This window comes from Arthrobacter jinronghuae (assembly GCF_025244825.1).
Classification (GTDB): domain Bacteria; phylum Actinomycetota; class Actinomycetes; order Actinomycetales; family Micrococcaceae; genus Arthrobacter_B; species Arthrobacter_B jinronghuae.
On sequence record NZ_CP104263.1, the window covers coordinates 2,116,751 to 2,143,526 of the forward strand.

The 26,776-nt window shown below is 67.0% G+C and carries 26 protein-coding genes; 7 read left to right on the forward strand and 19 right to left on the reverse strand.

Going from position 1 to position 26,776, the window contains the following annotated elements:
* Window positions 1-75 precede the first annotated feature (75 nt).
* From nusB to N2K98_RS09915, 13 genes are all read right to left on the reverse strand, one after another.
* Window positions 76-486 carry a transcription antitermination factor NusB gene (gene nusB, locus N2K98_RS09855; protein WP_227921364.1) on the reverse strand — a complete coding sequence of 137 codons (411 nt, stop codon included), beginning with the start codon at window positions 484-486 and terminating at the stop codon, window positions 76-78.
* Window positions 483-1,046: an elongation factor P gene (gene efp / locus N2K98_RS09860; protein ID WP_227911484.1), complete on the reverse strand. Its 564-nt coding sequence runs from the start codon at window positions 1,044-1,046 to the stop codon at window positions 483-485. Before efp ends, nusB begins: the two co-directional genes overlap by 4 nt.
* A gap of 102 nt (window positions 1,047-1,148) precedes the next feature.
* The gene (gene aroB, locus N2K98_RS09865) at window positions 1,149-2,270 is read right to left on the reverse strand and encodes a 3-dehydroquinate synthase (RefSeq protein WP_229951787.1); all 1,122 of its coding nucleotides are present in this window, start codon (window positions 2,268-2,270) and stop codon (window positions 1,149-1,151) included.
* Entirely contained in the window at window positions 2,271-2,813 is a 543-nt protein-coding gene (locus N2K98_RS09870) for a shikimate kinase (protein WP_255797578.1), read from the reverse strand.
* Window positions 2,803-4,011 carry a chorismate synthase gene (aroC, locus tag N2K98_RS09875; protein WP_255865697.1) on the reverse strand — a complete coding sequence of 403 codons (1,209 nt, stop codon included), beginning with the start codon at window positions 4,009-4,011 and terminating at the stop codon, window positions 2,803-2,805. Before aroC ends, N2K98_RS09870 begins: the two co-directional genes overlap by 11 nt.
* Before the next feature lie 32 nt (window positions 4,012-4,043).
* Window positions 4,044-4,913, reverse strand: coding sequence for a shikimate dehydrogenase family protein (locus N2K98_RS09880; RefSeq protein ID WP_255865698.1), 870 nt, complete (start codon window positions 4,911-4,913; stop codon window positions 4,044-4,046).
* A 2-nt stretch (window positions 4,914-4,915) separates the two neighbouring features.
* Complete coding sequence (gene mltG / locus N2K98_RS09885; protein ID WP_255797575.1) at window positions 4,916-6,130, reverse strand: endolytic transglycosylase MltG; 1,215 nt, start codon at window positions 6,128-6,130, stop codon at window positions 4,916-4,918.
* Entirely contained in the window at window positions 6,127-6,699 is a 573-nt protein-coding gene (gene ruvX / locus N2K98_RS09890) for a Holliday junction resolvase RuvX (protein ID WP_255797574.1), read from the reverse strand. The genes mltG and ruvX overlap by 4 nt, the downstream gene beginning before the upstream one ends.
* A gap of 1 nt (window position 6,700) precedes the next feature.
* Window positions 6,701-9,394, reverse strand: a complete 2,694-nt coding sequence (gene alaS, locus N2K98_RS09895; protein ID WP_255797573.1) for an alanine--tRNA ligase — start codon at window positions 9,392-9,394, stop codon at window positions 6,701-6,703.
* A gap of 95 nt (window positions 9,395-9,489) precedes the next feature.
* Window positions 9,490-9,744 (reverse strand): hypothetical protein, encoded by a 255-nt coding sequence (locus tag N2K98_RS09900; RefSeq protein WP_227921347.1) that lies wholly within the window; start codon window positions 9,742-9,744, stop codon window positions 9,490-9,492.
* 27 nt (window positions 9,745-9,771) lie between these two features.
* Window positions 9,772-10,146 (reverse strand): DUF948 domain-containing protein, encoded by a 375-nt coding sequence (locus N2K98_RS09905; protein WP_229951780.1) that lies wholly within the window; start codon window positions 10,144-10,146, stop codon window positions 9,772-9,774.
* 229 nt (window positions 10,147-10,375) lie between these two features.
* On the reverse strand, window positions 10,376-11,002 hold the full coding sequence (gene rpsD, locus N2K98_RS09910) for a 30S ribosomal protein S4 (protein ID WP_104054795.1): 627 nt from the start codon (window positions 11,000-11,002) through the stop codon (window positions 10,376-10,378).
* Window positions 11,003-11,210: 208 nt separating this feature from the next.
* The gene (locus N2K98_RS09915; RefSeq protein ID WP_255865699.1) at window positions 11,211-12,602 is read right to left on the reverse strand and encodes a replication-associated recombination protein A; all 1,392 of its coding nucleotides are present in this window, start codon (window positions 12,600-12,602) and stop codon (window positions 11,211-11,213) included.
* A gap of 92 nt (window positions 12,603-12,694) precedes the next feature.
* On the opposite strand from N2K98_RS09915, the gene N2K98_RS09920 reads away from it, so the two are divergent.
* Window positions 12,695-13,282 carry a Vms1/Ankzf1 family peptidyl-tRNA hydrolase gene (locus N2K98_RS09920; protein ID WP_255865700.1) on the forward strand — a complete coding sequence of 196 codons (588 nt, stop codon included), beginning with the start codon at window positions 12,695-12,697 and terminating at the stop codon, window positions 13,280-13,282.
* Here N2K98_RS09920 and N2K98_RS09925 read toward each other — a convergent pair.
* From N2K98_RS09925 to aspS, 3 genes are all read right to left on the reverse strand, one after another.
* On the reverse strand, window positions 13,279-14,331 hold the full coding sequence (locus N2K98_RS09925) for a nitronate monooxygenase (RefSeq protein WP_255865701.1): 1,053 nt from the start codon (window positions 14,329-14,331) through the stop codon (window positions 13,279-13,281). The two genes, N2K98_RS09920 and N2K98_RS09925, sit on opposite strands and share 4 nt — an antisense overlap.
* An 8-nt stretch (window positions 14,332-14,339) precedes the next feature.
* The gene (locus N2K98_RS09930) at window positions 14,340-15,176 is read right to left on the reverse strand and encodes a PhzF family phenazine biosynthesis protein (protein ID WP_255865702.1); all 837 of its coding nucleotides are present in this window, start codon (window positions 15,174-15,176) and stop codon (window positions 14,340-14,342) included.
* Between the two features lie 121 nt (window positions 15,177-15,297).
* Complete coding sequence (gene aspS, locus N2K98_RS09935) at window positions 15,298-17,091, reverse strand: aspartate--tRNA ligase (protein ID WP_229951775.1); 1,794 nt, start codon at window positions 17,089-17,091, stop codon at window positions 15,298-15,300.
* Between the two features lie 124 nt (window positions 17,092-17,215).
* Between aspS and N2K98_RS09940 the strand changes: the two genes are divergently transcribed.
* Window positions 17,216-18,517 (forward strand): APC family permease, encoded by a 1,302-nt coding sequence (locus tag N2K98_RS09940; RefSeq protein WP_255865703.1) that lies wholly within the window; start codon window positions 17,216-17,218, stop codon window positions 18,515-18,517.
* A gap of 6 nt (window positions 18,518-18,523) precedes the next feature.
* Here N2K98_RS09940 and N2K98_RS09945 read toward each other — a convergent pair whose 3' ends face one another.
* The gene (locus tag N2K98_RS09945; RefSeq protein ID WP_255865704.1) at window positions 18,524-19,534 is read right to left on the reverse strand and encodes an adenosine deaminase; all 1,011 of its coding nucleotides are present in this window, start codon (window positions 19,532-19,534) and stop codon (window positions 18,524-18,526) included.
* 44 nt (window positions 19,535-19,578) lie between these two features.
* Entirely contained in the window at window positions 19,579-20,187 is a 609-nt protein-coding gene (locus tag N2K98_RS09950; protein ID WP_255865705.1) for a hypothetical protein, read from the reverse strand.
* Between the two features lie 84 nt (window positions 20,188-20,271).
* Here N2K98_RS09950 and N2K98_RS09955 point away from each other — a divergent pair, with 84 nt between their 5' ends.
* Window positions 20,272-21,591, forward strand: coding sequence for a sensor histidine kinase (locus N2K98_RS09955; protein WP_255865706.1), 1,320 nt, complete (start codon window positions 20,272-20,274; stop codon window positions 21,589-21,591).
* A 56-nt stretch (window positions 21,592-21,647) separates the two neighbouring features.
* On the forward strand, window positions 21,648-22,259 hold the full coding sequence (locus tag N2K98_RS09960) for a response regulator (RefSeq protein ID WP_370646399.1): 612 nt from the start codon (window positions 21,648-21,650) through the stop codon (window positions 22,257-22,259).
* On the opposite strand, the gene hisS is transcribed toward N2K98_RS09960, so the two are convergent.
* Window positions 22,256-23,611, reverse strand: a complete 1,356-nt coding sequence (gene hisS, locus N2K98_RS09965) for a histidine--tRNA ligase (protein WP_255797563.1) — start codon at window positions 23,609-23,611, stop codon at window positions 22,256-22,258. The two genes, N2K98_RS09960 and hisS, sit on opposite strands and share 4 nt — an antisense overlap.
* Before the next feature lie 191 nt (window positions 23,612-23,802).
* Between hisS and N2K98_RS09970 the strand changes: the two genes are divergently transcribed.
* From N2K98_RS09970 to N2K98_RS09980, 3 genes are all read left to right on the forward strand, one after another.
* Entirely contained in the window at window positions 23,803-24,561 is a 759-nt protein-coding gene (locus N2K98_RS09970; protein ID WP_255865707.1) for a peptidylprolyl isomerase, read from the forward strand.
* 53 nt (window positions 24,562-24,614) lie between these two features.
* A complete protein-coding gene (locus tag N2K98_RS09975) occupies window positions 24,615-26,045 on the forward strand; it encodes a DUF349 domain-containing protein (RefSeq protein ID WP_255865708.1) in 1,431 nt (476 codons plus the stop codon).
* A gap of 101 nt (window positions 26,046-26,146) precedes the next feature.
* Entirely contained in the window at window positions 26,147-26,767 is a 621-nt protein-coding gene (locus N2K98_RS09980) for a type IV toxin-antitoxin system AbiEi family antitoxin (RefSeq protein ID WP_255865710.1), read from the forward strand.
* Window positions 26,768-26,776: the final 9 nt, after the last annotated feature.

Genomic DNA, 26,776 nt, shown 5'->3' on the forward strand with positions numbered 1-26,776 from the left:
ACGCCTGAAAACGGCTGAGGACGCAGAAAAGACCGGCCCCGCGGGGCCGGTCTTTTCTGGCTGTTTGGATCCTGGCTAGGCCAGCAGGGACGGCTTGAGTTCCTGCAGCCGTCCGAGCAGGCCGTTGATGAAGGCCGGGGATTCGTCCGTGGAGAGCGCTTTCGCCAATTCCACGGCTTCGCTGATGGCCACCTTGTCGGGAACGTCGTCGTTGTAGAGAAGTTCCCAAGTGCCCAGGCGGAGGATGATGCGGTCCACCGAAGGCATGCGATCAAGCGTCCAGCCCTGCGAATACGTACTCAGGAACTCATCGATCTGCTCCTGCATCGCAACCACGCCTTCCACCAGGTCCATGGTGTAGGGGTTGATGGTCTGGTCGGTCTTTTCGCGGCGGGCCCGAATGGCATCGAAGGCAGAAACCGAACGCTGTTCGGCTTCGAAAAGGACCTCCAGTGCCCGGGTCCGTGCTTTACTGCGTGCACTCACTCGTTAACGCGTCCCAGGTAGTCGCCGGTGCGGGTGTCAACCTTGACCTTGGTGCCCTGCTCCAGGAACAGGGGCACCTGGATCTCGTAGCCGGTCTCGATGGTGGCGGGCTTGGTGCCGCCGGTGGAGCGGTCGCCCTGCAGGCCCGGCTCCGTGTAGGTGATTTCCATGGTGACCGACGGCGGCAGCTCGATGTACAGCGGCGAACCTTCGTGGATCGCGATGGTGACCATCATGGACTCCATCATGAAGTTCGCGTTGTCACCGACAATCTTGCCGGGGACCGTCAGCTGGTCGAAGTCGGAGGTGTCCATGAAGACGTAGTCTTCGCCGTCCTGGTACAGGTACTGGTAATCGCGGCGGTCCACGGTGGCGGTCTCGACCTTGATGCCGGCGTTGAACGTCTTGTCCACTACCTTGCCCGAAGTCACGTTGCGCATCTTGGTACGGACGAACGCACCACCCTTGCCCGGCTTCACGTGCTGGAACTCGATGATGCTCCAGAGGTTGCCTTCAAGCTTCAGCACGGTGCCGTTCTTGATGTCGTTGGTCGTCGCCACAGTTTCTCTTCCGTTGTTAGTCAGTCGTTAATCAAAGTACGTTCGTTAGTCAAAGTACGTTTTATTCAAGTCCGTCGACTATTCTACCCGCTCGCGCAGAACCTACAGGCTGAGGCGGATTCCGCCCTGCGGCTCGGAGGCGATCTCCTGGTAGGCCGCGAACAGCAGCGAGGTGTCCGGGACCTCGAGCATGGACGGTTTAGCCAGTCCGTCCAGCACCACGAAGCGCAACAGGTCCCCGCGGGACTTCTTGTCCCGACGCATGCCGTCCAGCAGGGCAGACCAGCGGTCCTTACGGTAGGTCACGGGAAGCCCCAGCGAGGAAAGGATTTCCTTGTGCCGGTCCGCCGTGGCGTCATCCAGCCGGCCCACCGTCCGGCCCAGTTCCGCGGCGAAGACCAGGCCGACGGACACCGCCGCGCCGTGCCGCCACTGGTAGCGTTCCGCCAGCTCGATGGAGTGGCCCAGGGTGTGCCCGTAGTTCAGGAATTCCCGGCGGCCGGATTCGCGCAGGTCCGAGGAGACAATTTCGGCCTTGACCCCGATGGAACGTTCCACCAGTTCGCGGACGACGTCGGAAGCGCCGTCGGCCACTGCCTCCGGGTTCGCTTCGACCAGGTCCAGGATGGCAGGGTCGGCAATGAACCCGCACTTGATGACCTCGGCCATGCCGCTGAGCAGTTCGTTCTTCGGCAGGGTGGCCAGGGCGTCCAGGTCCGCCAGCACCCCGGCCGGCGGGTGGAAGGCGCCCACGAGGTTCTTGCCCTCGGCGGTGTTGATGGCCGTCTTGCCGCCCACGGCCGCATCCACCATGCCCAGCAGGGACGTGGGGATGTGCACCACTTTGATGCCCCGCAGCCAGGTGGCGGCGACGAAGCCGGCCACGTCGGTGACAGCTCCGCCGCCCACGGCGACAATGGCATCGGACCGGGTGAAATCGTTCTGGCCCAGGACCTGCCAGCAGAAGGACGCCACCTGGATGTGCTTGCCCTCTTCGGCGTCCGGGATCTCGGCGGTGACGGCGGTCAGGCCCGTGGCGGCGAGTTCGTCGCGTACGGTATCGCCGGTCGTACGCAGGGCGCGCGGGTGGATGACCAGGACGCGGCGCACGCGCTCACCCAGCATGTCCGGCAGCCGGCCAAGCAGGCCGTTGCCTACGACGACGTCGTAGTTCTCTGCGGGATTGGAGCCGGTCACCGGGATGATCGTGGGTTCGGAGGGCATCTAGTCTTCTCCTTTGATGAGGACGGAAGTCAGCCGGTCAATAATGGCCGGAACGGTGAGTCCCCTGGTGTCTATGGTGATGTCGGCCAGGGATTCGTATATGGGGCGGCGGATGTCCGCCAGCTCCTGCCAGCGCCGGACCGGGTCCGGTGCGAGCAGTGGACGGTGACCTGCACGGGTGATCCGCGGAAGCACTGTGGCAAGGTCCGTATCCAGAAACACTACAGTGGCGCCGCTGAGCAACTGCTGCGTCCCCGAGTCCAGTACGGCTCCGCCGCCCAGCGAGATGACCGTGGGCACCCGGGCTTCGAGCGCCGCGGCAACGGTCCGCGCCTCGACCTCCCGGAAATAGTGCTCACCGTAGGCGCTGAAGATACCGGCAATGGGGCCGTAGCGTGCCACTACGGCCTCGTCGGTATCCAGGAACGGCATCCCCTGGCGGGCGGCGAACCCGCGGCCGACCACCGATTTCCCGGCTGCCATAAAGCCCATCAGGACCAGGTGCCGGTCGAGCGCCCTGGACCTGCCGTTCCTAGAGGACATCGGTACCGGCGGATTCCAGCGGCTGCGGGATGGCAGCCAGGTAGGCGTGCAGGTTCCGCGCGGTTTCGGGCACGGAATCGCCGCCGAACTTCTCGATCACGGCTTCGGCCAGGACCAACGCCACCATGGCTTCGGCAACCACACCGGCAGCGGGGACCGCACAGACATCAGACCGCTGGTGGTGGGCCCGGGCCGGTTCGGAGGTACTTACGTCAACGGTGCGCAGCGCCCGCGGCACGGTGGCAATGGGTTTCATCGCGGCACGTACCCGCAGCAGCTCGCCGATGCTCATGCCGCCTTCAATGCCGCCGGCGCGGTTGCCGGAGCGGACCACGCGGCCCTCGGCGTCCTGCAGGATTTCGTCGTGCGCGGCGGAACCGCGGCGGGTGGCAGTGAGGAAACCGTCCCCTACTTCCACGCCCTTGATGGCCTGGATACCCATCAGGGCACCGGCGATCCGGGCGTCAAGCCGGCGGTCCCAATGAACGTAGCTGCCCAGTCCCGGCGGCAGCCCGTAGGCCAGCACCTCCACCACTCCCCCAAGCGTTTCGCCCTCCTTGTGGGCCGCATCGACTTCGGCAACCATGGCGGCCGAGACGCCTGCATCGAAGCAGCGCATCGGATCGGCGTCGAGCGCGTCGACGTCGGCCGGGAGCGGCAACGCCGAGTCCCCGGGCGCCATCACGCCGGCAATGCCCACGGTATGGCTGACCAGCTCAATGCCCAGCTGCTTCAGGAAGGCAGAGGCGACGGCGCCAAGCGCTACGCGGGTCGCGGTTTCCCGGGCGCTGGCACGTTCCAGGACGGGACGGGCTTCGTCAAAACCGTACTTCTGCATGCCGGTGAAATCAGCATGCCCCGGACGGGGGCGGGTGAGGGGCGCGTTGCGGGCAGAGTCGGCCAGGACTGTCGGATCCACCGGATCAGCAGCCATCACCTGTTCCCATTTGGGCCACTCGGTGTTGCCGATCTCGATGGCCACCGGGCCGCCCTGGGTTTTGCCGTGGCGGACGCCGCCGAGGATGCGTACGGCGTCCTGTTCGAATTTCATCCGGGCGCCGCGGCCATAGCCGAGGCGGCGGCGGGCCAGTGCAGCGGAAATCAGGGTGCTGTCCACTTCCACTCCGGCAGGGACACCTTCAACAATTCCGACCAATGCAGGGCCATGGGACTCACCGGCGGTCAACCAACGCAACATGCATTCAATACTGCCATGCCCGGCGGGGGCGTTCAGCGCCGCGGGATTCCCACGGCGTCACACATGGCGTTTGTGACGCCGTGTTCGTCAAAGAAGGCTTCCCCGGTAAACAGCTTTACCTGCTCCACGGCCTGGTAGAGCAGCATCTCGATGCCCGGCACCACCGTTCCGCCGAACCCGGACCAGACGGACGCGATCCTGCTTGGCCATGGGTCGTACGCGGCATCCAGGAGGATGGCACCATCCCGGACTTCGGCGATGTCCTCTGCCAGGCCGTCGGCGCCGTACGGCGGCAGCGTGCAGATTACGACGTCGGCAGCCGCACAGGCCTCGGCCGCCTCCTCCCACGGGCGCGGGCGGACAGCAACGCCGGTTGCCCGGCCTGCGTCCAATACCCCGGCCTGGCCGGGGGCGGGTTCCGGGAAGCGACGGGCACAGACCACAGTTTCGGACGCGTCCAGCTGCGCGAGGGCCGCAATGGCCGCGCACGCCGTTCCGCCTGCACCCAGCACCACGGCGCGCGGCCGGGCACCGATTCCGGCGTACCGCAGCGCGCCGGCAATGCCTGCGACGTCGGTATTGTGGCCGGTCAGGACCGTGCGGGATCCCGTCCGGGAGAAGGTCACCGTATTCAGCACCCCGAGTGCCTTGACCAGCGGCTCGACTTCGTCCATCTGCGCCACCATGACCGCCTTCAGCGGCATAGTGACGGACAGACCGGTCCAGCCCGCCTGCCCGCGGAGGGAGGCCGCGAATCCCGCGGCCTCCTCAACGCGAAGGTCTATTGCCTCGTAGCTGCAGTCGAACCCCAAATGGGCGTATGCAGCCCGGTGCAGCCGGGGCGACTTGGAATGGCTGATCGGATGCCCCAGCACGGCTGCGCGCCGCGCAGTGCTATCCACCGCTAACCGCACCGCCCGGCTTTTTGGGTACTGCACCAGTTCTGGTATTCCTCGACGTACTTGGCGTGCTCGGCGAGGGTGGAGGAGAACTTGGTTTCGCCGCTGTCCAGGTTGACGGTGACCCAGTAGTAGTACGGGACGTCATCCGGGTTGGCCGCTGCCTCAATGGCTTCCCGGCTCGGGGAACCGATGGGACCGACGGGCAGGCCGGGGTTGGCGTAGGTGTTGTACGGGTTGGATTTGTCCGCTTTTTCCTCGGGGGTGAGTTCGTAGCTCTTGCGGTTCAAGCCGTAGGTCACCGTGGCATCGGACTGGATCAGCCCGTTGGTTTCCTTGTTGTCCGGGCCCAGCCGGTTCTCGATGGAGCCGGCGACGGCGCCGTAGTCAGCCTCCCCGGCCTCGGCCTGGATGATGCTGGCCTTGGTCAGGATCCGGTACTGCTCGGCGGGATCGGTAATACCGGCCCCTTCGAGTTCAGCGAAGGTGTTATCCACCATTTCGGTAATGATCTCGGTGGCGTCCTTTTCGACGTCGAACCGGTATTCGCCCGGATGCAGGTAGCCCTCCAGGCTTACTGCTTCCTCCGGCAGGCCGAACTGCTGCGGGTCCGCGGCCAGGGCCTGGAACTCCGAAAGCGGGATCCGGGTGGAGGTGTTCAGGACTTCGAAGACCTCGCTCTGGCGCAGGTCGCGTGCCACGGCCGCGTAATGCACCTGGCTGCCGCCGTCCCCGAGCAAGGCATCCACGGCGGCGGAGGAGGACATCTGGTACTTCATTTCATACGTACCGGGCTGGATTTCCCGTCCGTCCGACTGGGCGGTGAAGGCGTTGACGAATTCCTTGGACGTGGCGACGATGTCTTCGGCTTCGAGCTTTCCGCCGATCAGCAGCGGGCCGTCACCTTCTGCAACGGTAAAGGCCACGGTGCCGTTGCCGGCACCCTCGTAGTCCTGGATCTCGTTCATGCCAAGCAGGTCCCGAAGGAACATAATGAGGCCGAAAATCACCCCTGCAAATACGGCCAGCACGGTGACCATGATGATGGTCCGGCGACGGCGGCGGCGCTGCTTTTCACGGCTCGGCCGTTGGCTCCTGCGGCTGGGCAGGTCCGCGGGCTCCTCGAAGAACACGCCCACGGGGAGTTCATCACTGCCGCCCTGTCCGGGCCTGCGGTCAGGCTCCGCCATGGCCGGGTAATCGGGATATCTGTGGCTCACGGCGTATTACCGCCTTCGCGCTCGATGTCCTGCGAAATGTCGAACTCCTCAGTCGGGGCCGGCACCCCGCCGCTCTCGCGGCGCGGCCGGCGCAGTGTAACCAGCTCCCCTACGTCCCGGTTCAGGGATCGTTGTGTGTCAATAGACTGCTGCAGAATAGCCACAGCGGCCGCTTGATCAACCACTGTACGGTGATTCCGGCTGTTCATTCCAGCTTCGCGCAGGGAACGGTGCGCGGAGACCGTAGTCAGGCGTTCGTCCACCAGCCGCACCTGCTGTTCCTGGCCGGCGTCGGCCAGGGCGCGGACCAGCGCCTGCGCGTAGTCCCGTGCCATCTGCGTGGAGGCGGTTTCGCCGCCGCCCAGGCTGCGGGGCAGGCCGACAAACACTTCAACGGCACCCCGCTCCGCAGCCTCCCGGACCACCACGCGGATGTCACTGTTCTTCTTCGCGTCCCGCTTCAGCGTCCTGACCGGCATGGCCAGGACGCCGTCGGGGTCGCTGGCTGCGAGGCCGACCCGGACCAGGCCGACGTCGACGCCCAGCTTCACCCCGTGCAGACCACTCAAGTCAGCTCCGCCCGGCCACGGCTTCGCGGATGGCCGTGAGGGCATCTCCGATCCTGCCTGCGTCGGAGCCGCCGCCCTGGGCGACGTCGTCCTTGCCGCCGCCGCCGCCGCCGAGCACGCCGGCCGCAACCTTGACGAGTGCACCGGCCTTAACGCCGGCGCCGCGGGCGCCTTCGTTGGTGGCAACAATCACTACGGGACGGTTGTTGGAGACGCCTGCGACAGCCACCGCTGCGGGCTCGCTGCCCAGACGGGAACGCAGGTCGAGGGCCAAGGTGCGCAGATCATCCGCTCCCCCGACCTCGCCGGCGTTGTGTGCCAGGAGCCGGACGCCGTCAACGTCAACTGCAGTGCCTACGAGGGCGGCAGCGGAAGCGGACAGCTGCTCGCGGCGCAGCCTTTCGAGTTCCTTCTCGGTGGACTTAAGCTTTGCCAGGGTGGCGGCAAGGCGGTCCGGGAGCTGCGCCGACGGGACCTTGAGCATCTCGGACAGCTCGTTCACCAGTGCCCGCTCTGCGGCCAGGTGACGGAAGGCATCCATACCCACGAAGGCTTCGACCCGGCGGTTGCCGGACCCCACGGACTGCTCGCCCAGCAGCGTCAGGCTGCCGATGCGGGACGTCGAGGCCACGTGTGTACCGCCGCAGAGTTCGCGGGACCAGTCGCCGTTCATTTCCACGACCCGCACGGTGTCGCCGTAGGCTTCGCCGAACAGTGCGGTGGCGCCCAGGGCCTTGGCGTCCGCCAGGGACATGACCTTGGTCTCGACCTGGTAGTTGCTGCGGATCGCGAGGTTGGAGACCTCTTCGATTTCGGACTTTGCGGCGTCGGAGAGGCCTTCGCCCCAGGAGAAGTCGAAGCGCAGGTAGCCGGCCTTGTTGAAGGAGCCGCGCTGCAGCGCTTCCGGGCCGAGGATCTGGTGCAGGGCGGCATGCACAATGTGCGTGCCGGAGTGCGCCTGCTCCGCTTCGTGGCGGCGCTGGGCGTCGACGGCGGCCAGCACGTTGGCGCCGGCAGCGATCTCACCTTCGCGGACAATCGCCTTGTGTACGCTCAGTCCCTTGACCGGGCGCTGGACGTCCTGCACCTCGAGGACGAAGCCGTCACCGGTGATGAGGCCGGTATCGGCGGCCTGTCCGCCTGCTTCGGCGTAGAACGGGGTTGAGTCCAGCACCAGGGAAATCTCCGAACCCTGCCCGGCGTATTCCACCCGGGAGTCCCCGGAAATGATGCCGCGGACCTTCGATTCGGTCTTCAGCTCGTCGTAGCCGGTGAACACTGTGGAGCCGGCGGCCAGCAGTTCGTTGAACACCGACATATCGGCGTGCCCGTGCTTCTTCCCGCGGGCATCTGCCTGGGCACGCTTGCGCTGCTCGGACATGAGGGAGCGGAATCCGGCCTCGTCGACCTTCAGTCCCGCTTCCTCGGCCATCTCCAGCGTGAGGTCGATGGGGAAACCGTAGGTGTCGTGCAGGGCAAAGGCTTCTTCGCCGCTCAGCGGAGCTCCGGCAGCCTTGGACACCTTGACGGCTTCTTCCAGGCGCTCGGTGCCGGAGGCGATGGTGCGCAGGAACGCCTTCTCCTCGGCGTAGGCAATCCGGCTGATCCGGGCGAAGTCCGCTTCAACCTCGGGGTACGTACCCTTCATGGCGTCGCGGGAGACGGGCAGGAGTTCGGGCAGCACGGCGGTGTCCACGCCCAGCAGGCGCATGGCACGCACGGCCCGGCGGATGAGGCGGCGCAGCACGTAGCCGCGGCCTTCGTTGGAGGGGCTCACGCCGTCGGAAATCAGCATCAGGGCGGAGCGGATGTGGTCGGCAACCACGCGCATCCGGACGTCGTCCGTGTGGTGCGGGTCCGAGGGGTCTTCGGAGCTGGTGTAGGTCTTGCCGGAGAGCTCGGCGGCCTTGTCCAGCACGGGACGGACCTGGTCCGTCTCGTACATGTTCTCCACGCCCTGCAGGATCATGGCCAGGCGCTCAAGGCCAAGGCCGGTGTCGATGTTCTTCTGCGGCAGTTCGCCGGCCACGTCGAAGTCCGTCTTGGAGCGCACGGCGGAGAGCTGGTACTGCATAAAGACCAGGTTCCAGATCTCGATGTAGCGCGTCTCGTCTACTGCCGGGCCGCCCTCCTGGCCGTAGGCCGGGCCGCGGTCGTAGTAGATCTCGGAGCAGGGGCCGCCCGGGCCGGCCTGTCCGGTGTTCCAGTAGTTGTCCGCCTTGCCGGTCCCGATGATGCGTTCATTCGGAACACCGACTTTGTCCCGCCAGATGGCGCGTGCTTCGTCGTCGCGCTCGTCGCCGTCTTCATAGACGGTGACCCAGAGCCGCTGCGGGTCCAGCCCGTAACCGCCCTTCTCGACGTCGGAGGTCAGCAGTTCCCAGGCGTAGGTGATCGCTTCTTCCTTGAAGTAGTCACCGAAGGAGAAGTTTCCCGCCATCTGGAAGAAGGTGCCGTGGCGGGCGGTCTTGCCCACTTCTTCGATGTCCGCGGTGCGGATGCACTTCTGCACGCTGGTTGCCCGGCTGTACGGCGCCTTTTCGCGGGCGGTGAGGTAAGGGATGAACGGCACCATGCCGGCCACGGTGAACAGCAGCGAGGGATCGTTGGAGACGAGCGACGCCGAGGGCACCACCGTATGTCCCTTGTTGCTGAAGTAATCCAGCCAGCGGCGTGCAATCTCGTGGGACTTCATGGTGCTTCTATACCCTTCCGGTAATGGTGTTTCGGCATGCAGGTGGAACTGCGTGCGTAATGCTGTGCTGCCAGTGACGAAGAAGTGCCGGCCGCTTAGCGGCGCGTGGACCTCAGCGTTTCGGCAACGTTGTCGGAGTTGTCCAGGCCCAGGGCGGCGCGCAGCTCGCCCTCGCGCTGGCCCATGCCTTCACGCAGGGCTTCGGCGAAGCTCTGCACGGCACCTGCTGCGGAATCCACCGCACGGTTGATCCCCGCCTGGCTCAGGCTGGTCTTGGCTTCGGATACCCGGCGGACGGCGATGACGCCGATGGCAACGCCAATGGACATCCAAAATACGCGCTTGATCATGGCTGGCTCCTGTAGTTGTTGGTGTGCTTAGCGGCTGCGTCGGCCGCGGCCGACGGTCCTGCGGGAAGCGAGGGCGGAACGGACGCCGTAGCTGAATGCCGAGACCTTGATCAGCGGGGAACCCACGGTGGCGGCCACCAGGGAGGACAGAGCGGACAAGTTGGCCGATGCGTCCGAAACATTCGAGGAGATGCCGTCCACCTTCTGCAGCTGCTGGTTGGTGGTGGACACCGTTGTGGTGACCTCGTCGATCAGGGGAGTGGTCTCCTCGCTGAGCGTACGGATGGCGCCGCGCATCTCGTCAAAAACCTTCCCCAGTTTCCAGACGGGAACGGCCAGCAACGCGACCAATACGGCAAACACACCGGCCGCGATCAGACCGGCTATATCTCCACCCGACATGGGACTCCTTCTTGCGCAAAAATTTGTGGTTCGCATCACCGTGACCGGATCTGCCCGGAAGGTCCCGCCTGGATACGGCGAAAGACTCCGCTATGTACCTTACCTACTGCAACGCCGCGGCACTTACTTTTGCCGTGTACGCCACGAAAGGAGCAATACGGCCCCGGATAACGGAACAGCCCGCGGCACAAGGCCGCGGGCTGAACAGTAAACGGAAAAGTTTCCGTTATTAGCGTGCGTAGTATTCCACCACGAGCTGCTCTTCGCAGGTCACGGGGACTTCCGAGCGCTTCGGGCGACGCACGAGGCGTGCCTGCAGCTTGTCCAGGGAAACATCGAGGTAACCCGGAACGGCGGGCAGGACGTCGCGGTGGGCGCCGGCTGCAGCAACCTGGAACGGCGTCATGGTCTCGCTGCGCTGGTGCACGTGGATGAGCTGGCCTTCGGAAACGCGGAAGGACGGACGGTCCACGCGGGCGCCGTCAACCATGATGTGACGGTGCACAACCAGCTGGCGGGCCTGGGCGATCGTGCGGGCAAAGCCGGCACGCAGCACGAGTGCGTCGAGACGCATTTCGAGCAGTTCGATCAGGTTTTCACCGGTCAGGCCGGCGGTACGGCGGGCTTCTTCGAAGACACGGGTCATCTGTGCTTCGCGGATGCCGTACTGTGCGCGCAGACGCTGCTTTTCACGCAGACGTACGGCGTAGTCGCTGTCCTGCTTGCGACGGGCGCGGCCGTGCTCACCCGGGGGGTAAGGCCGACGCTCGAAGTACTTTGCTGCCTTGGGGGTCAAAGCAATGCCGAGGGCGCGCGATGCGCGTGCCTGCCGGCGTGCACGTGTGTTGTTAGCCACGTTCACCTTTCACTGTTTGGCGGTTTGGCCACGGCGGTAGTACGTGCCGTGACTGCTGCGAAATATGCTGGCCTCCATTAGGGAGAGCTCCGGCCAACCGCTGCCGTCTGCTACAGCCGAGGGTGTCGAAATCGACAACCGGCTTGCCAGTCAACCATCAATGCTAACACGCACCGCGGCGCCCGCCGGCAGGAGCACCCGGGGCAGGTCAGGACTTCTCGCCCCGAATGATTCCCCGCAGCCGCTCCAGCCTTGCGGAGATGTCGCGCTCCACTCCGTTGCCGGTGGGTTCGTAGTAGTTCTTTCCAACCAGGTCATCCGGCGCGTACTGCTGGCGTGCGACGCCGTGCGGGGAATCATGCGAATAGACATACCCCTTGCCGTGCCCCAGCTGCTTCGCGCCCGGGTAGTGGGCATCGCGCAGGTGGGATGGAACGCCCTGCCCGCGCCCGGCCCGCACGTCGGCGATGGCCGCGTTGATGCCGTTGTAGGCAGCGTTGGATTTCGGCGCGGTGGCAATATGCACCACCGCCTCCGCCAGGATGATCCGCCCTTCAGGCATGCCGATCAGCTGTACGGCCTGGGCCGCCGCGACGGCGGTCTGCAGCGCCGTCGGGTCCGCCATTCCCACGTCCTCCGAGGCGGAGATGATCAGCCGCCGGGAAATAAACCGCGGGTCCTCCCCCGATTCCAGCATGCGGGCCAGGTAGTGCAGGGCGGCGTCGACGTCGGATCCGCGCAGGGACTTGATGAACGCGCTGGTGATGTCGTAGTGCTGGTCCCCCGCGCGGTCGTACCGCAGCGCCGCGACGTCCAGCGCCTCTTCGGCATGCTTCAGCGTGACTTCCGGGACGTCGTCGCCGTCCGCTTTCTCGGAATAGGCGACGCCGGCGGCGGCCTCGAGCGCGGTCAGGCCACGGCGGGCGTCCCCTGCCGCCAGCCGGACCAGGTGCTCCAGCGCCTCAGCGCTAAGCGTGACCCGCCCCGCGAGTCCCCGTTCATCCTCGACGGCGCGTTGGAGCAGGGCGGCAATGTCCTCCTCGGTCAGCGGCTTCAGTGTGAGCAGCAGCGACCGGGACAGCAGCGGGGAAACCACGGAGAAGGACGGGTTCTCCGTGGTCGCTGCCATCAGGACCACCCACCGGTTTTCCACTCCGGGCAGCAGTGCGTCCTGCTGTGCCTTGTTAAAGCGGTGGATCTCGTCCAGGAAGAGGATGGTGGTGACGCCGTGCAGGTCCCGGTCCGTCAGGGCCTGCTCCATGACCCGGCGGACGTCCTTGACGCCGGCCGTGATGGCGGAGAGTTCCACGAACTTGCGGCCTGCACCCCGGGCGACGACGTGCGCCAGCGTGGTCTTGCCGGTGCCCGGCGGCCCCCACAGCATGACCGAGGAGGGTCCGGCGGGGTTGCGTTCGTCAGCGGACGACGCCAGTGTGCGCAGCGGCGAACCGGGGCCGAGCAGGTGCTGCTGCCCCACCACCTCGTCCACGGTGCGCGGGCGCATCCGGACCGCCAGGGGGCTGCGCGGCCGCACTCTCGTGCCCGGGGCTGCCCCGGCGTCGTCGAACTCTGCGTCGTCGTCTCCGTCTACGCTGAACAAATCATTCCCCGGCAAACCATTCACGCTTCAAGGCTACTCGTGCCGTAACCTGAGCAGGTCCACCCCTCTTTTCGTTGAAAGCAGACCCGGCCATGCCTGCCTCGCGCACCACCTATGTTCCGGCAGAGCGGCTGGCCGGCTGGCTGGAACGGTTCGAGGCGAACCAGGGGGCGCTTCAGCTCCTGCCAGGGAACGAGGGCATCCGGGTCCGCGCGGCGTCCGGGGCCGAGGCCGAACTGCTCGGACCGTGGCCTGCCGACGGCCGTCCCGGGCGGGGAACCAACGACGTCGAACGCCTCGCCTCACTGGCCGGGCAGGCCCGGACCCTGGGGCTGGTGCTGGTCCGCCGCGGCGGATATGCCGTGGGCGTTGCCAGGGAAGGCCGCCTGCTGGGCTCGAAAACGGGCTCACCCAACAGCCGCCGGGCCAACGCAGCCGACGCGTTGGCTACCACCGCCGCGGAGCAGGCAGCGGCCGTATTCGGCGGTGCAACCCCGGAGTACCTCGTCTTCGGCGGCGACCGGATGCTGGCCGAGCAGGTAGTAGGACGGCGGGAGTTTGCGCGCTGGGCCGGCCTGCCCCGGCTGCGCCCGCTGGACGTCGCAGATCCGAAAGCTGCGGTGCTGGCGCAGGCGGCCCGCAATGCGGCGTCGGTGTTCGTCCGGATCAGCCTGCCCTAGCAACGGTTAATGCGCCCCCCCAATCGCGCGACCACGGCGGCGGCCGGTTCCGGCAGTGCCGACCGGTAACCGGTTCCGGCCCAGAGGCTGGTGCCGTGCGGGTCCCCCGCGGCCACCGCCTGCGCCCGAAGCCCCTTGGTGATTTGGTTGACCAGCGGGTACGCGGCGGGAGCGTCAGGGTGCCGGGCCATAAAACGATTGGCCAGTCCCCGTGCGGTGCGGCCGGAAAAGGCCCGGGTCAGTGCGGTCTGTGCAAACTGCGGATCCTGCAGTGCCGCTCGGTGCACGGGACTGGTCCCGGCCTCCGGGCTCAACAGCAGCGCGGTGCCGATCTGCACGGCGTCCGCGCCGGCGGCCCGCAGGGTCCGAACCTGTGCAGCGGTGCTGATTCCTCCGGCGGCAATGAGTTCGACCCGGGCTGAGCTGAAGGTGTCCCGAACCGCGCGCACCAGGTCGACCAACGGCTGCTCGGCCGGCTCCGCCCCGGCGTCGAACGTGCCGCGGTGGCCGCCCGCCTCGGGCCCCTGCAGACACAGCACACGTGCGCCGGCCGCAACGGCCAGTTCCGCTTCCGCTGCGGTGGTCACGGTGACGGCAACGGCGGTGCCTGCATCCCGGAGCGCAGCAATAACGTCCCTGCCGGGCAGGCTGAAGGTAAAGGACACCACCGGTACCTGCAGGCGGAGGACTGCATCGAGTTTGGCGTCCCAGCCGTCGTCGTCCTCCGGATCCGGCAGCGGCAGCAGCTCCGGCGGATAGTCCCGGGTGAGCTGCTCCCGGTAGGCAAGGGCGGCAGCGACCTGCCGGGACGTTCCGGAACCGCCGGTGTTCGCGGCGTCCGGCACGAAGAGGTTTACTCCGAACGGCCGTCTGGTCATTGCCCGGGTCGCGGTGATTTCCTCCGCCAGCGCCTCCGGGCTTCGATAGCCGGCGGCCAGGAACCCCAGGCCGCCGGCGTTGCTGACCGCCGCGGCCAGCGCCGGAGTGGACGGCCCGCCGGCCATGGGTGCGCCGACGACGGCGTGCGGAAGGGACCCCAGAGTAAACATGCCCGCGGCTACAGCTTTACGGTGCCGTCGATGCAGGTGGTGGTTTCCCCGCCGACCCAGATTCTCCGGTCCCGGGTAAAGATCCGCACCAGCCCGGAACGCTCCAGCACGGTGCCCTGCGTGACGGTGTAGCGCTCCGGCGCCAGGCCGGCTCCGATCAGCCACTGTGCCAGTCCGGCGTTGAGGCTGCCGGTGACGGGATCCTCCGGCACCCCGTGCCCGGGCGCAAAGGCGCGGACTTCGAAGTCCGTTTCGCCGCCGTCGGGCTGCGGGCCGATGACTCCCACGGCCAGGGATCCCATAGCTGCCGGATCCGGCGTCAGGGACAGCACGGTTTCGGCATCCTTCAGGAGCAGGCCCAGCCAGCCGGGCCCGTTGTCGATCCAGTTCGAGGCGGAAACCTGGTCCCGGCTGATCCCGAGGGCCTCCACGGCCTGCTTCAGCACGGCTTCCTCCAGCTCGCCCGCGCGGATCAGCGGCGGCGCACCGAACGCAGCCATCCCGGCCGAGGCGTGCAGGGTCACCAGTCCCACTTCGCATTCGGATATTACGACGCCGGGGTAGTGCGGAATGTTGCCGGCTTCGAGCCACGCATGGCAGGTGCCCAGGGTGGGGTGACCGGCGAAGGGGATCTCTCCCCCGGGTGTGAAGATGCGGACTCTGTAGTCGGCGCCGTCCTGCGTGGGCGGCAGCACGAACGTCGTCTCCGACAGGTTCGTCCACCGGGCAAAGGAGGCCATGGCGGCGTCGGAAACGCCGTCTGCGTCCAATACCACGGCCACCGGGTTGCCCAGATAGGGCTTGGTGCCGAATACGTCCACCTGCTTGAACCAGCGATCTCTCATGCCCAAACACTATCGGGTGCCGGTGCCGGACTGTCCAGCGGAAACGGGCATGTCCAAAACGCGGTTAAAGCACGGTACCCGGCCGCATGCTGCGACCGGGTACCGTGCCTGCGGCGGAGAGCTATGCTTCCTTCGCGGCTGCTTCCTTGTCCTTCTTCGCTTCAGGCTTGAAGTCCACGCCGGCTTCCTTGCGCTGCTGCGGCGTGATCGGTGCCGGAGCCTGCGTCAGCGGGTCGTAGCCGCCGCCGGACTTCGGGAAGGCGATGACGTCGCGGATGGAATCGGTGCCGGCCAGCAGGGCCACCACGCGGTCCCACCCGAACGCGATGCCGCCGTGGGGCGGTGCGCCGTACTTGAAGCCTTCAAGCAGGAACCCGAACTTCTCCTGGGCGTCTTCCTGTGAAAGGCCCATGACCTTGAAGACACGTTCCTGCACGTCGCGCTGGTGGATACGGATGGAACCGCCGCCGATTTCGTTGCCGTTGCAGACAATGTCGTAGGCGTAGGCCACTGCCGACTCGGGATCCGTGTCGAAGGTATCCATGAATTCGGGCTTGGGCGAGGTGAAGGCGTGGTGCACGGCCGTCCAGGCGCCGCCGCCCACGGCCACGTCACCGGCGGCAACAGCGGCCGACGCCGGCTCGAACATCGGAGCGTCGACAACCCAGACGAAAGCCCAGTCCTTGGGGTCGATCAGGCCGGTGCGGTGGCCGATCTCCACGCGCGCGGCACCGAGCAGGGCACGCGCCTCGCTCTTTTCGCCGGCACCGAAGAAGATGCAGTCACCCGGCTTGGCACCCACCTTTTCGGCGAGGTTCTCCCGCTCGAAGTCGGTCAGGTTCTTGGCGACCGGACCGGTCAGCGTGCCGTCTTCCTGGATCAGCACGTAAGCCAGGCCCTTCGCTCCGCGCTGCTTGGCCCATTCCTGCCAGGCATCAAGGGTGCGGCGTGCCTGGGAGGCGCCGCCCGGCATCACCACGGCACCCACGTAGGGAGCCTGGAAGACGCGGAAGGTGGTGTCCTTGAAGAATTCGGTGAGCTCGGTCAGCTCCAGGCCGAAACGCAGGTCCGGCTTGTCGGAACCGTAGCGGGCCATGGCATCCGCGTAGGTCATCCGCGGGATGGGGGTGCTGATCTCGACGCCGATCAGCTTCCACAGCGATTTCACGATCTGCTCGCCCAGGGCGATGATGTCGTCTTCTTCAACGAAGCTGGCTTCAATGTCCAGCTGCGTGAACTCCGGCTGGCGGTCGGCGCGGAAATCCTCGTCGCGGTAGCAGCGGGCAATCTGGTAGTACTTCTCGAAACCGCCCACCTGCAGCAGCTGCTTGAACAGCTGCGGGGACTGCGGCAGGGCGTACCAGGAACCCGGGGCCAGGCGTGCCGGCACCACGAAGTCGCGGGCACCCTCGGGGGTGGAACGCGTCAGGGTGGGGGTTTCGATCTCCACGAAGCCTTCGTCGTGCAGCAGTTCGCGGGCAACGCGGTTGGCTTCGGAGCGCAGGCGCATGGCCGCGGCCGGCGCCGGGCGGCGGAGGTCCAGGTAACGGTGGCGCAGGCGGGCTTCCTCGCCGACCTCCACATGCTCGTCGATCTGGAAGGGCAGCGGGTCCGAGGTGTTCAGGATAACGACGTCGTCCGCGATCACCTCTACCTCGCCCGTGGCCAGCGCCGGGTTCTCGTTACCCTCGGGCCGCTTCTGCACGGTGCCGGTGATCTGCAGGACGTACTCGTTGCGCAGCCCGTGGAAGACATCCTCTTCACGCACCACAACCTGCGCCACACCCGAGGCATCGCGGAGGTCGAGGAAGGCGACGCCGCCGTGGTCGCGCCGTCGGGCGACCCATCCTGCGAGAGTAACGGTCTGTCCAATATGCTCGGCCCTCAGGGAACCAAGGGCATGAGTGCGCAGCACAGCTGTCCTTTCGAAAAACTTGCGGAAACCACTGTTTCCGCCCATTGTAAATACACGGTCTACTTGAGAGTTTACCGGTGAACCGACCCCCACCCCGCCACGTACCTACCGATTGGACGGCCTGTTGTCCGGCACTACCCAGCCGCGTGTTCCCCTGGGCGGCTTTGATGCCACCACTGCCGGCCTAGGCTCCATCGTCGGTGCGGGCGCGTTCGTCGCCTTCGCTCCGGCTGCGGCTGCAGCAGGACCGGCGCTGGGCGCGGGCCTCGGCATCGCCGCGGTTGTGGCCTTCCTCTGCGGGCTCTCCACCTTCCAGCTCAGCAGGGCCGTCTCACGCCGGCTCCCCGAGGACCGCGGCGGGGACGCCACGGCGCGCACGGCCGCGAGGATCCTGCTGGGGCCATACAGTGGTTTCCTTTCCGGCTGGACCCTGGTCTGGGCGTTGCTGCTTTCCTCGGCTGTCCTGGCACTCGCGTTCGGCGCTTATGTATTTCCTGAGCACCCCAAGGCCGGCGCGGCTGGGGCCGTGATTGTTATGGCCGCAGTGAACCTGCTGGGAGTGAACAGGGGTTCCTGGGTTACCCGCTTCATAGTGGCCTTTGTCTTCAGCGTCCTGGCCTTCACCGTGGTGGTGCTCTTCAACGAGGCACCTCACCAGCCGCTGCGGGTGGGTGCGGAGATTGAGGCCAGCACCTCGGGTGTGCTGCAGGCAGCCGGGCTGCTGTTCTTCCTTTTCTCCGGGTACACGCGGCTGGCCACGCTGGGTTCGGGTGTACGTAATCCCTCACGCAACCTGCCGATCGCGATCCCCGCTGCCATTGCCGTGGCCTTCGCACTGTATTGGTTCATGGGTTCCTCAATGCTGGCCTACTACGGTGCGGCTGCCCTGTCCGCCGAGACCGCTCCCCTGCTTGATCCGCTGGAGAGCGTGGGCGCAGGCGTGGGTACGGGGGCCGTCATCCTTGCCGTTGCCGCCGCCGCCCTGGGCGGACTGTGGTCGCTGATGGAATCGGCAGGCCGGACAGCCTCCGACATGGCCGCCGACCGTGACCTTCCCCCCTTCTTCGGTTGGTCCAGGGAATCCCGCTTCGGCCGCGGACAGACCCCCTGGGCTGCAGAAGCCGCGGCCGCCGCCGTCGTCCTGATGCTTGTCGTGCTGGGGGATCTGGACGCCCTGCTGGGGATGGCGTCCTTCGCCCTCCTGTTCTACGCGGCCATCACCACTGTGTGTGCTTTCACGCTGAAGGACCGCACGCGCTACGCACCCCGGGTCCTGAACCTGGCCGGCGCCTTGGGCGCGCTGCTGCTGGCCCTCGCCCTGCCGCCCGTGTCCATCAGCCTGACCCTGATCATCCTCGTGGCGGGGCTCGTGGTCCGGTTGAGCTTCCGGCGGCCGCGGACCCCCAGGACCCCGCCGCCGTTCTAGGCCCGCCTAGGCGCCGGCCGCCTCCCATGCACGGACTTCGCCCAGCAGCTCGGCGCGGCGTCCGGCAGACGCGAACGAAGCTTCAATGGAGTTGGCGGCCAAGAGGGCAAGCTGCGCCCTGCTGAGCCCGAAGGTTTCCTGCACCGCCCGGAAATTGTCATCCACGTAGCCGTCAAAGTAGGCCGGGTCATCCGAGTTCACGGAAATATTCAGGCCGTGTTCGAGCATCCGCGGCAAGGGATGCTCTGCCAGCCCCGGCACCGCCTGCAGCCGCACGTTGGACAGCGGGCAGACGGTCAGCGGCACTTTCTCCCGGACCAGGCGGTCCACGAGGTCCGGGTCATCCAGGCAGCGGATCCCGTGGTCGATGCGGTCTGCCTGAAGCAGGTCCAGTGCCTCCTCGATGTAGGCGGGCGGGCCTTCCTCGCCCGCGTGCGCTACGCTCCGCAGCCCTGCCTCCCGGGCACGCCGGTACAGGTCTATGAACGACGACGGCGGGTTCCCTACTTCCGCAGAGTCCAGGCCGATCCCGATGATCGGCGCGCCCATGGCCAGCAGTTCCTCCAGCACCTCCAGCGCTTCGGCCACCGGGTGGTCGCGCAGGAACGCGGCAATCAGCTCGGTGGAGATCCCGAATTCTTCCTCGCTGCGGGCCAAAGCCGCCCAGACGCCGCCCACAGACACACTCAGCGGGACGCCGCGGACAAGGTGCGCCTGCGGATCCATCATCATCTCCACATGCCGCACCCCGGCCGCCGAGGCCCGGCGGAGGTAGGCGCGGGTCATGTCGGTGAAATCCGCCTCGGTCCGCAGCACATCCATATTGGAGTAATAGAGGTCCAGGAAGGACTGCAGGTCCGTGAACCGGTACCGCGCACGGAGGTCCTCGAGGCTGTCGTAGGGCAGGTCGAGGCCGTTGCGGGCGGCCAGTTCGAAGATCAGCTCCGGTTCCAGCGTTCCCTCGATGTGGAGGTGGAGTTCGGCGCAGGGCGGGGTGGGAAGCAGGTCAACGGGCATGGGTAAAGCCTAGGGGCCTGTGCCGTGCACCGCCACGGATGCGGCTAGCTGCGGCCGGCCTTTTCCCGGGGAGCGGTTTCAAACATTCCGTACACCGGGCCGGCCAGCAGCCAGATCCCTGCGACCAGGCCGGCCCGCTTCACCCAGTCCCACAGCACCTCGGCTTCCCCGGGGGCGGCCACGATGGTGATCATGGCCAGCAGGACGGCGACGGTTATCCCGGTGGCCATCAGGACGCGTCCGTATTCCGCCCACAAGGAGCGCCGGTACTCCGGCGTCCCCTTCGCCGGCTTCACGGGCGCCGGTCCCCCGGCAAACCGGTGGGCAACCCGCACATCCGCCCACCGGATCAGGCTGTGGCCGAAGGCGACACTGAAGCCAAGGTAGAACGCTGCAAGGCCGTGAATGGACTCGGCCCGTCCGCCCAGCGCGAGGTCAGCCGCGGATGCCGCCAAAAGCACGACGTCGAGCAGGGGAACGCACGCGAGCAGCACCATGCCCAGCCGGCGCCGGTGAAACAGGTAGCGGGCGCCCAGTCCCGCCGCCAGCAGAACCCAGAAGCCGACCTCTGAGCCGATGATCAAATACACGAGGATGTCCATAACCCCAGCCTTCCGTGCGGGGAACCGGGTGTCGTCGGCGAAAGGTGCCACCGGTTGGGTGCCTTCCGTCATCCCTTTGGAGGACATAGCGCTGCACCGGGAGGCAGGCGAACGCCGCTCATTTAGGCTGAACCCATGCAAAAAACCCCAGACCAGCGTGCCGGGAACGGAATCTGGCCTTCCGGCGCCGCCACGGCTGCCGGCTACCTGGTGGGCGGTACCGTGCTGGAACTCCTCGGGGTGAACGCTGCGGGCCTGTTCCCGCCGATTCCGGGCGCACCGGGCTGGGCCTGGGTGCCGGTCCTGGTGCTGGGTTGCGCGGGACTGCTGTTCCGCCGCCGGAACGTTCCGCTGATGCTTGCCGTCACCGGAACGGCAACCGGTGCCGGCGCAGTGCTTGGCGGCGGGATCATCACGTACCTGCTCCTGTTCGAGCTGTTCTATGCCGGTATTCTGTTCGGTTCACCCCGGGTGAGCCGCGGCGTGCAGCGCGCGGCGGTAACCGGCATGGTTGTCCTTCCCGTTTCCGTAGGACTGGTTTACCGGGAGTGGCCGTACCTGCTCTTCGGTTTATTCCAGGCGGTTTTCGTCTGCCTTGTTCCGCTGTGGTGGGCCGGCTCCCTGCGCCGCCAGACCGAGCGGGCGGAACGCGAACGGCAGCGGGCGGAAACAGAACGCCTTCGGGCCGAACGCACCGCCCAGCTGGCTGAACTTCGCCTCCGGGTTGCGGTGGCGTCGGAGCGCGGCGCCATGGCACGCGAACTACACGACGCGATTGCCGGGCATCTGTCCGCCATAGCACTCCAGTCCGGCGCTGCGCTGGCGGCGCGCGACGCTGCCCTGGACCACCGGGTGCTGGCCCAGGTCCGGACGGAAAGCGTTTCCGCCCTGCAGGAAATGCGCTCGATGATTGACCTGCTCCAGTCCGACGGCCCGTTGGACGGCAGGGAGCAGGCGGAAGCCGCTGCAGCCGCAGGCGGCCTGGGCCAGCTGGAATCCCTGGCAGCGTCCGCCCGGCTGGCCGGAAGCCCGGTGGAACTGGATCTGCCCGGGGACGCTGAGGTGCCGGTGCTGGTAGGCAGCAGCGTCTATCGGATCGTGCAGGAATCGCTGGCCAACGCGGTCCGGCACGCGCCCGGCTGCCCCGTCAGCATCTCCGTCCGACTGCGGGACAGGCGGCTGGAGCTGAGCATCAGCAATGCGCTCCCCACATCCGGCGGCGGCAGTTCCGCGTCCGCCGGAAACGGTTCGGGCCTGCGGAACATGAACCTGCGGGCGGCCCAGCTCGGCGGAACTTTCTCTGCCGGACGGGTCGCAGGTAGTTCCCCTGGGCAGGATCTGCGACCCGTCTGGCTCGTGGAAGCCGCCCTGCCCATAGAAGACGCCGTGGAAGCCTCCGTACTCCCCCGCGTACTCCCCCGCGTGCTCCCCCGCCAGCCCCAGGAGACACTTTGACCGCCGCCACCGTGCTGCTAGCGGATGACCACTCGGCCATCCGCGGCGGCCTGCGCATGATCCTGGAGTCCATCGGCGGCTTCACGGTCGTCGGCGAGGCTGCCGACGGAGCCGGAGCCGTGCGCATGGCACGTGCCCTGCGGCCCGACGTCGTACTGATGGACCTTCGCATGCCCGGAATGGACGGAATTGCCGCCACCGCCGAGATCACCGGAGAGGGCCTGTCCGCGGTGCTGGTGCTGACCACCTTCGACATTGACGAGTACGTTTTCGCTGCACTGCGGGCAGGTGCCGCCGGTTTCCTGTTGAAATCGGTGGAACCTGCCGAACTGGTCCGTGCGGTGCAAAGCGTGGCCGACGGCGACAGCGTCCTCTCCCCGGAGGTCACCGGCAGGCTGATCTCCGCGTTCGTGCAGTCACCGGTTACGGCACCCGCAGCGGCAATGGCTGCCGGGAACATCGCGGCTGAGCCCCTTACCGCACGGGAGGAAGCGGTCCTGGCCTGCATCGGCGAGGGACTGTCCAACCAGCAGATTTCCCGCCGGCTGGGCATCGCCGAAACCACCGTCAAGACCCATGTCTCCCGGGTGCTGGCCAAGCTGGGAGTCTCCTCCCGGGTGCAGGCCGCCATCGCGTTCCGGGAACGCGGCGGCGGCCCGGGCCGCTAGGCGGACGGCACCTGCACGGGGGTTACCTGCACGGTGAGGTCCTCGGCCGGCGGGGTCCAGAGCGCGGGATCCGCCGGCACCTGCTCACCGGTCCGGATGTCCTTGACCTCGTGGCTGCCGTCTTCGGCGGTGAACCAGACAAACGGGATGCCCCGGCGGTCTGCGAACTTGATCTGCTTCCCGAACTTCTCCGCCTTCGGGGCAACTTCCACTGAAATCCCGCGGCTGCGCAGCTGGGCGGCGGTGTCCTGGGCTTCGGACCAGGACTCGTCGGTGGCCAGGGTCAGCAGCACCGTGGTGGGAACGCTGCGCGAAGCCTGCGCGAATTCCTGGCTGAGGATGCGCATGACCAGCCGGGTGACGCCAATGGAGAGTCCGACGCCGGGGAAGGTGCGGTTGCCCTTGCTGGCCAGGGAATCGTAGCGTCCGCCGGAGCAGATGGAGCCGAGCGCTTCATGCCCCACCAGGACCGTTTCGTAGACGGTGCCGGTGTAGTAGTCCAGGCCGCGGGCAATGCTGAGGTCCGCGAGGACCCGGCCCGGAGCGCGGCGGGAGGCTTCGCTGATGACCTGGAACAGTTCATCGAGGCCTTCGTCCAGCAGTTCGTTGGACACGCCCAGTGCCCGGACCTGCTCCACGAACGAAGTGTCCTCCGTGCGGATGGAGGCCAGTTTCAGGGCAGCCTCGGCCTGTTCGGGGGTGGCACCGAGTTCTTCCTGCAGGAGCTCGGCTACGCGCTGCGCGCCGATCTTCTCCAGCTTGTCGATGCTGCGCAGCACTCCGGCGGTGTCTTCCAGGCCGATCCCGCGGTAGAAGCCTTCCGCCAGCTTGCGGTTGTTGACCCGGATCTTGAACTCAGGGATCGGCAGGGCGCCCAGGGCTTCGGCGATGACCAGCGCCAGCTCGACGTCGTAGCGGAACGGCAACTCTCCGTCACCCACCACATCGATGTCGGCCTGCGTGAACTCGCGGGCGCGGCCTTCCTGCGGACGCTCGCCGCGCCAGACCTTCTGGATCTGGTAGCGGCGGAACGGGAAGGAAAGGTGGCCGGCGTTCTCCACCACGTAGCGGGCAAACGGCACGGTCAGGTCGAAGTGCAGGGCCAGCTGGTTGGGATCTTCCTTGCCGGCCGCCTCGCCCTCTTCGGCCTGCAGTCGGCTGAGCGCGTAAACTTCCTTGTCGATTTCGCCCTTGCGCAGCAGCTGGCCCACCGTCTCCACGGCACGTGTTTCGATGTTGGAGAAGCCGTGCAGTTCGAAGGTGCGGCGCAGTACGTCCAGGACATGGAGTTCAACAAGGCGCTCCTGCGGTAGCCATTCGGGGAAACCGGACAGTGAGGCCTTGCGTGCCATGGTGGCAACTCCTTAGGTGGGCGAAACGGCACAGGCGGAACCCCGCCCGGCCACGGTGCACGCAACCGCGTGCATAAACTATGTGCGGCACTCATTTTAGCCGCTTGGGAAGCAGCCCCCGTTTCAGACCCGCGCGTCGAACCCAGGCGTCGATCCCCGATCCCGACCACGATCCAGTACAGGAGGCAACGGTGGCAGCAAACCGCACCAGCCGTGAAGACAGGCGCCGGCTGGCCCGGATGGAAGCACGGAAGGCCTTCGCTGCTGCCCGTGCCAAGCGGCGCAGGCGCGACAATCTCTTCGCCGGATCCGCCGCCGTCGTTATCCTGGCCCTTGCCGTTGCACTGCAGGTGGCCTGGTTCAGTTCCGACCCCACTGCGGAAGACCTGGAGCTGCTGCGGGACCAGGCCGACGTCGCCGAACTGCCCGACGTTCCGGATCCCTCCGTCGCCGAGGGCAAGACCTTCACCGGATCCCTGGCCCTGGGCCAGGGCGAGATCGGCGTGGAACTGGACGGCAATGCCGCGCCGCAGGCAGTTGCCTCCTTCAAAACACTTGCCGATGCGGGCTACTTCACCGGCAAGGACTGCCACCGCCTGACCGCCACCGAATCCACCTCCGTGCTCCAGTGCGGTTCGCCGAACGGGGACGGAAAAGCCGACCAGGACTTCCTGTGGGGGCCGGTGGAGAACACACCCGCCGACGGCTTCTACCCCGCCGGCACCATCGCCGTCGCCCGCGGCGAGGACGTCATGAGCCACGGCACACAGTTCTTCATTGTTTACAAGGATTCGACGCTAACGCAGGAAACCGGCGGCTACACGATAATGGGTAAGGTAACGTCAGGTCTTGACGTACTGGAGGCCATTGCTTCCTCGGGGACAGCCTCCGGGGAGACCGATGGTTTCCCGAAAGACCCGGTGACGATTAACTCGTTCACCCTGAATTAAGTGGCGGCGCGGGCTTCGCAAACTGCCATCCATCGAGTGAAAGACTTTTAGCGGTGACAGACAGTCAGAAATCCGACGAAACAGCAGGCCCGTCCACTACGGAGACGTCCCGGCCTGCCACTCCGAGCCCCGCAGCACTTGCGGCGCGACGGCCCTCCCCCGCAGCCGTAGGCTCCCGGCCCGGCGCGGCCGCCCAGCCGGTGGTGGCTGCCCCCGCGGCCCACTCCACCCCGCTGGAGGAAGCCGCCCGCTTCGCGCGGGTCGAGGAGGACGGCCATGTCTTCCTGATCGTGGACGGCGAGGAATCCGCCGTCGGCCAGTTCCCCGACGCCTCCAAGGAAGAAGCACTGGCCTACTTCGTGCGCAAGTACGACGACGTCGCCAGCCAGCTCCTGCTTCTTGAGCAGCGGGTGCAGGTCAAGGCTCCGGCTGCGGACATCCACAAGACCCTGAAGCACCTGGCCCAGCAGGTGGCCGAGCGCAAGATGGTGGGCGACATCAAGGCGCTTGATGCCCGCATCGAAGCACTCGAGACCTCGCTGAAGGAAGCCGAGGCCGCCGAGCGTGCCGAGGCTGAGGCCGCCAAGGCGCGTGAGCTTGCCGCCCGTGAAGCCATTGTTGCCGAGGCGGAGGAGATCGCAGCCAAGGACCCGGCCACGATCCAGTGGAAGACCAGCAGCAACCGGATGAACGAGCTGTTCGATGCGTGGAAGACCGCGCAGAAGAACGGCCCGCGTCTGGGCCGCAGCACCGAGGACACCCTGTGGAAGCGGTTCCGCTCCGCCCGCACGGTCTTCGACCGCCACCGCCGCGCCTACTTCTCCCAGCTGGACAGTGAAAACTCGTCCGCCAAGGCTGCGAAGGAGGCTCTCATTGCCCGCGCCGAGGAACTGGCCACGTCCACGGACTGGGGCAACACCGCCGCCGAATACCGGCAGCTCATGGATGAGTGGAAGGCCTCCAAGCGCGCCAGCCGCAAGGACGACGATGCCCTGTGGGCCCGCTTCCGTGCGGCGCAGGATAAGTTCTTCGCCGCCCGCCAGGCAGCGAACGAGGTTATCGACGAGGAATTCGCCGCGAACCTGGTGGTCAAGGAAGAGCTGCTGAGGGAAGCACAGGCCCTGCTGCCGATCACGGACCTGAACTCGGCCCGCAAGGCCCTCCAGTCGATCCGTGAACGCTGGGAAGACGCCGGCAAGGTACCCCGCGCGGATATGGGACGCATGGAAGCCGGCATCCGCAAGGTCGAGGAAGCCGTGAAGGCTGCCGAAGACGAGCACTGGCAGCGGAGCAACCCCGAGACCAAGGCACGCACCAACTCTGCCCTGTCCCAGCTGGAGGCGACCATCGCGTCCCTCGAACAGGACCTGGCCGACGCCGAGAAGGCCGGCAACGCGAAAAAGATCGCGGACGCCCGTGAGGCCCTCGAAGCCCGTCAGCAGTGGCTGGCAATGCTGCAGAAGTCCGCGCAGGACTTCGCCTAGGCCCTGTAGCCCGTTCACGGCGCAAGCCCCGCCCCTCCCGTTATCCACAACGGCCGGGTCGGGGCTTTCGCTTTGCCTGCAGGCTGCACATGCTGGTGTGCATGCCTGCGCAGCTCTTTCCCTACCCCGGTGCCCTCCCGCAGATCACTTCCACGGGCGGAGCGCTGTTCACCGCCGGGGAGGTGTTCCGGCACGAGGAACTCCAGGCCATGGCGATGGACGGGCTGCTCCGCCATGTGTACGCGGGAACCTTTGTACGCTGGGATGTCCGGCCGGACCCGGTGGTCCGTGCCCTCGCTGCGTCGGCCGAGCTGCCCGTGCAGCTGCGCCGCCGGCTGACCATGGGGAGAATGACCGCTGCCTGGATCTACGGCTGCGCTCCGGGGCCGTCCCGCCTCGATGTCCTGGCGGACCGCCGCAGCCGCACCGGTGCCCTGCAGCCCTTCAGCACCGCAGTCCTCCACGAGGTCCTGCTGGGCCCGGCCGACCGTGCGGACGTAGGAACGGTGTCCGTTACCTCACCGCTGCGGACCGCCGTCGACGTCGCCCTCTATGCGGGCACCGCAGAAGCGGTTTCCACCCTGCGGCGCCTGGCCGCGCTCCCGGCCCTGAACTGCCGGCTGGACCTCGTGCAGCGTGCCCTGGAAGCCGGAAACCGGATACCGGGCAAAGCGGCGGCACTGGACCGTGTTGCGGCTGCCGCCGCCGAGCCGATCCGTTAGCGGACCGCG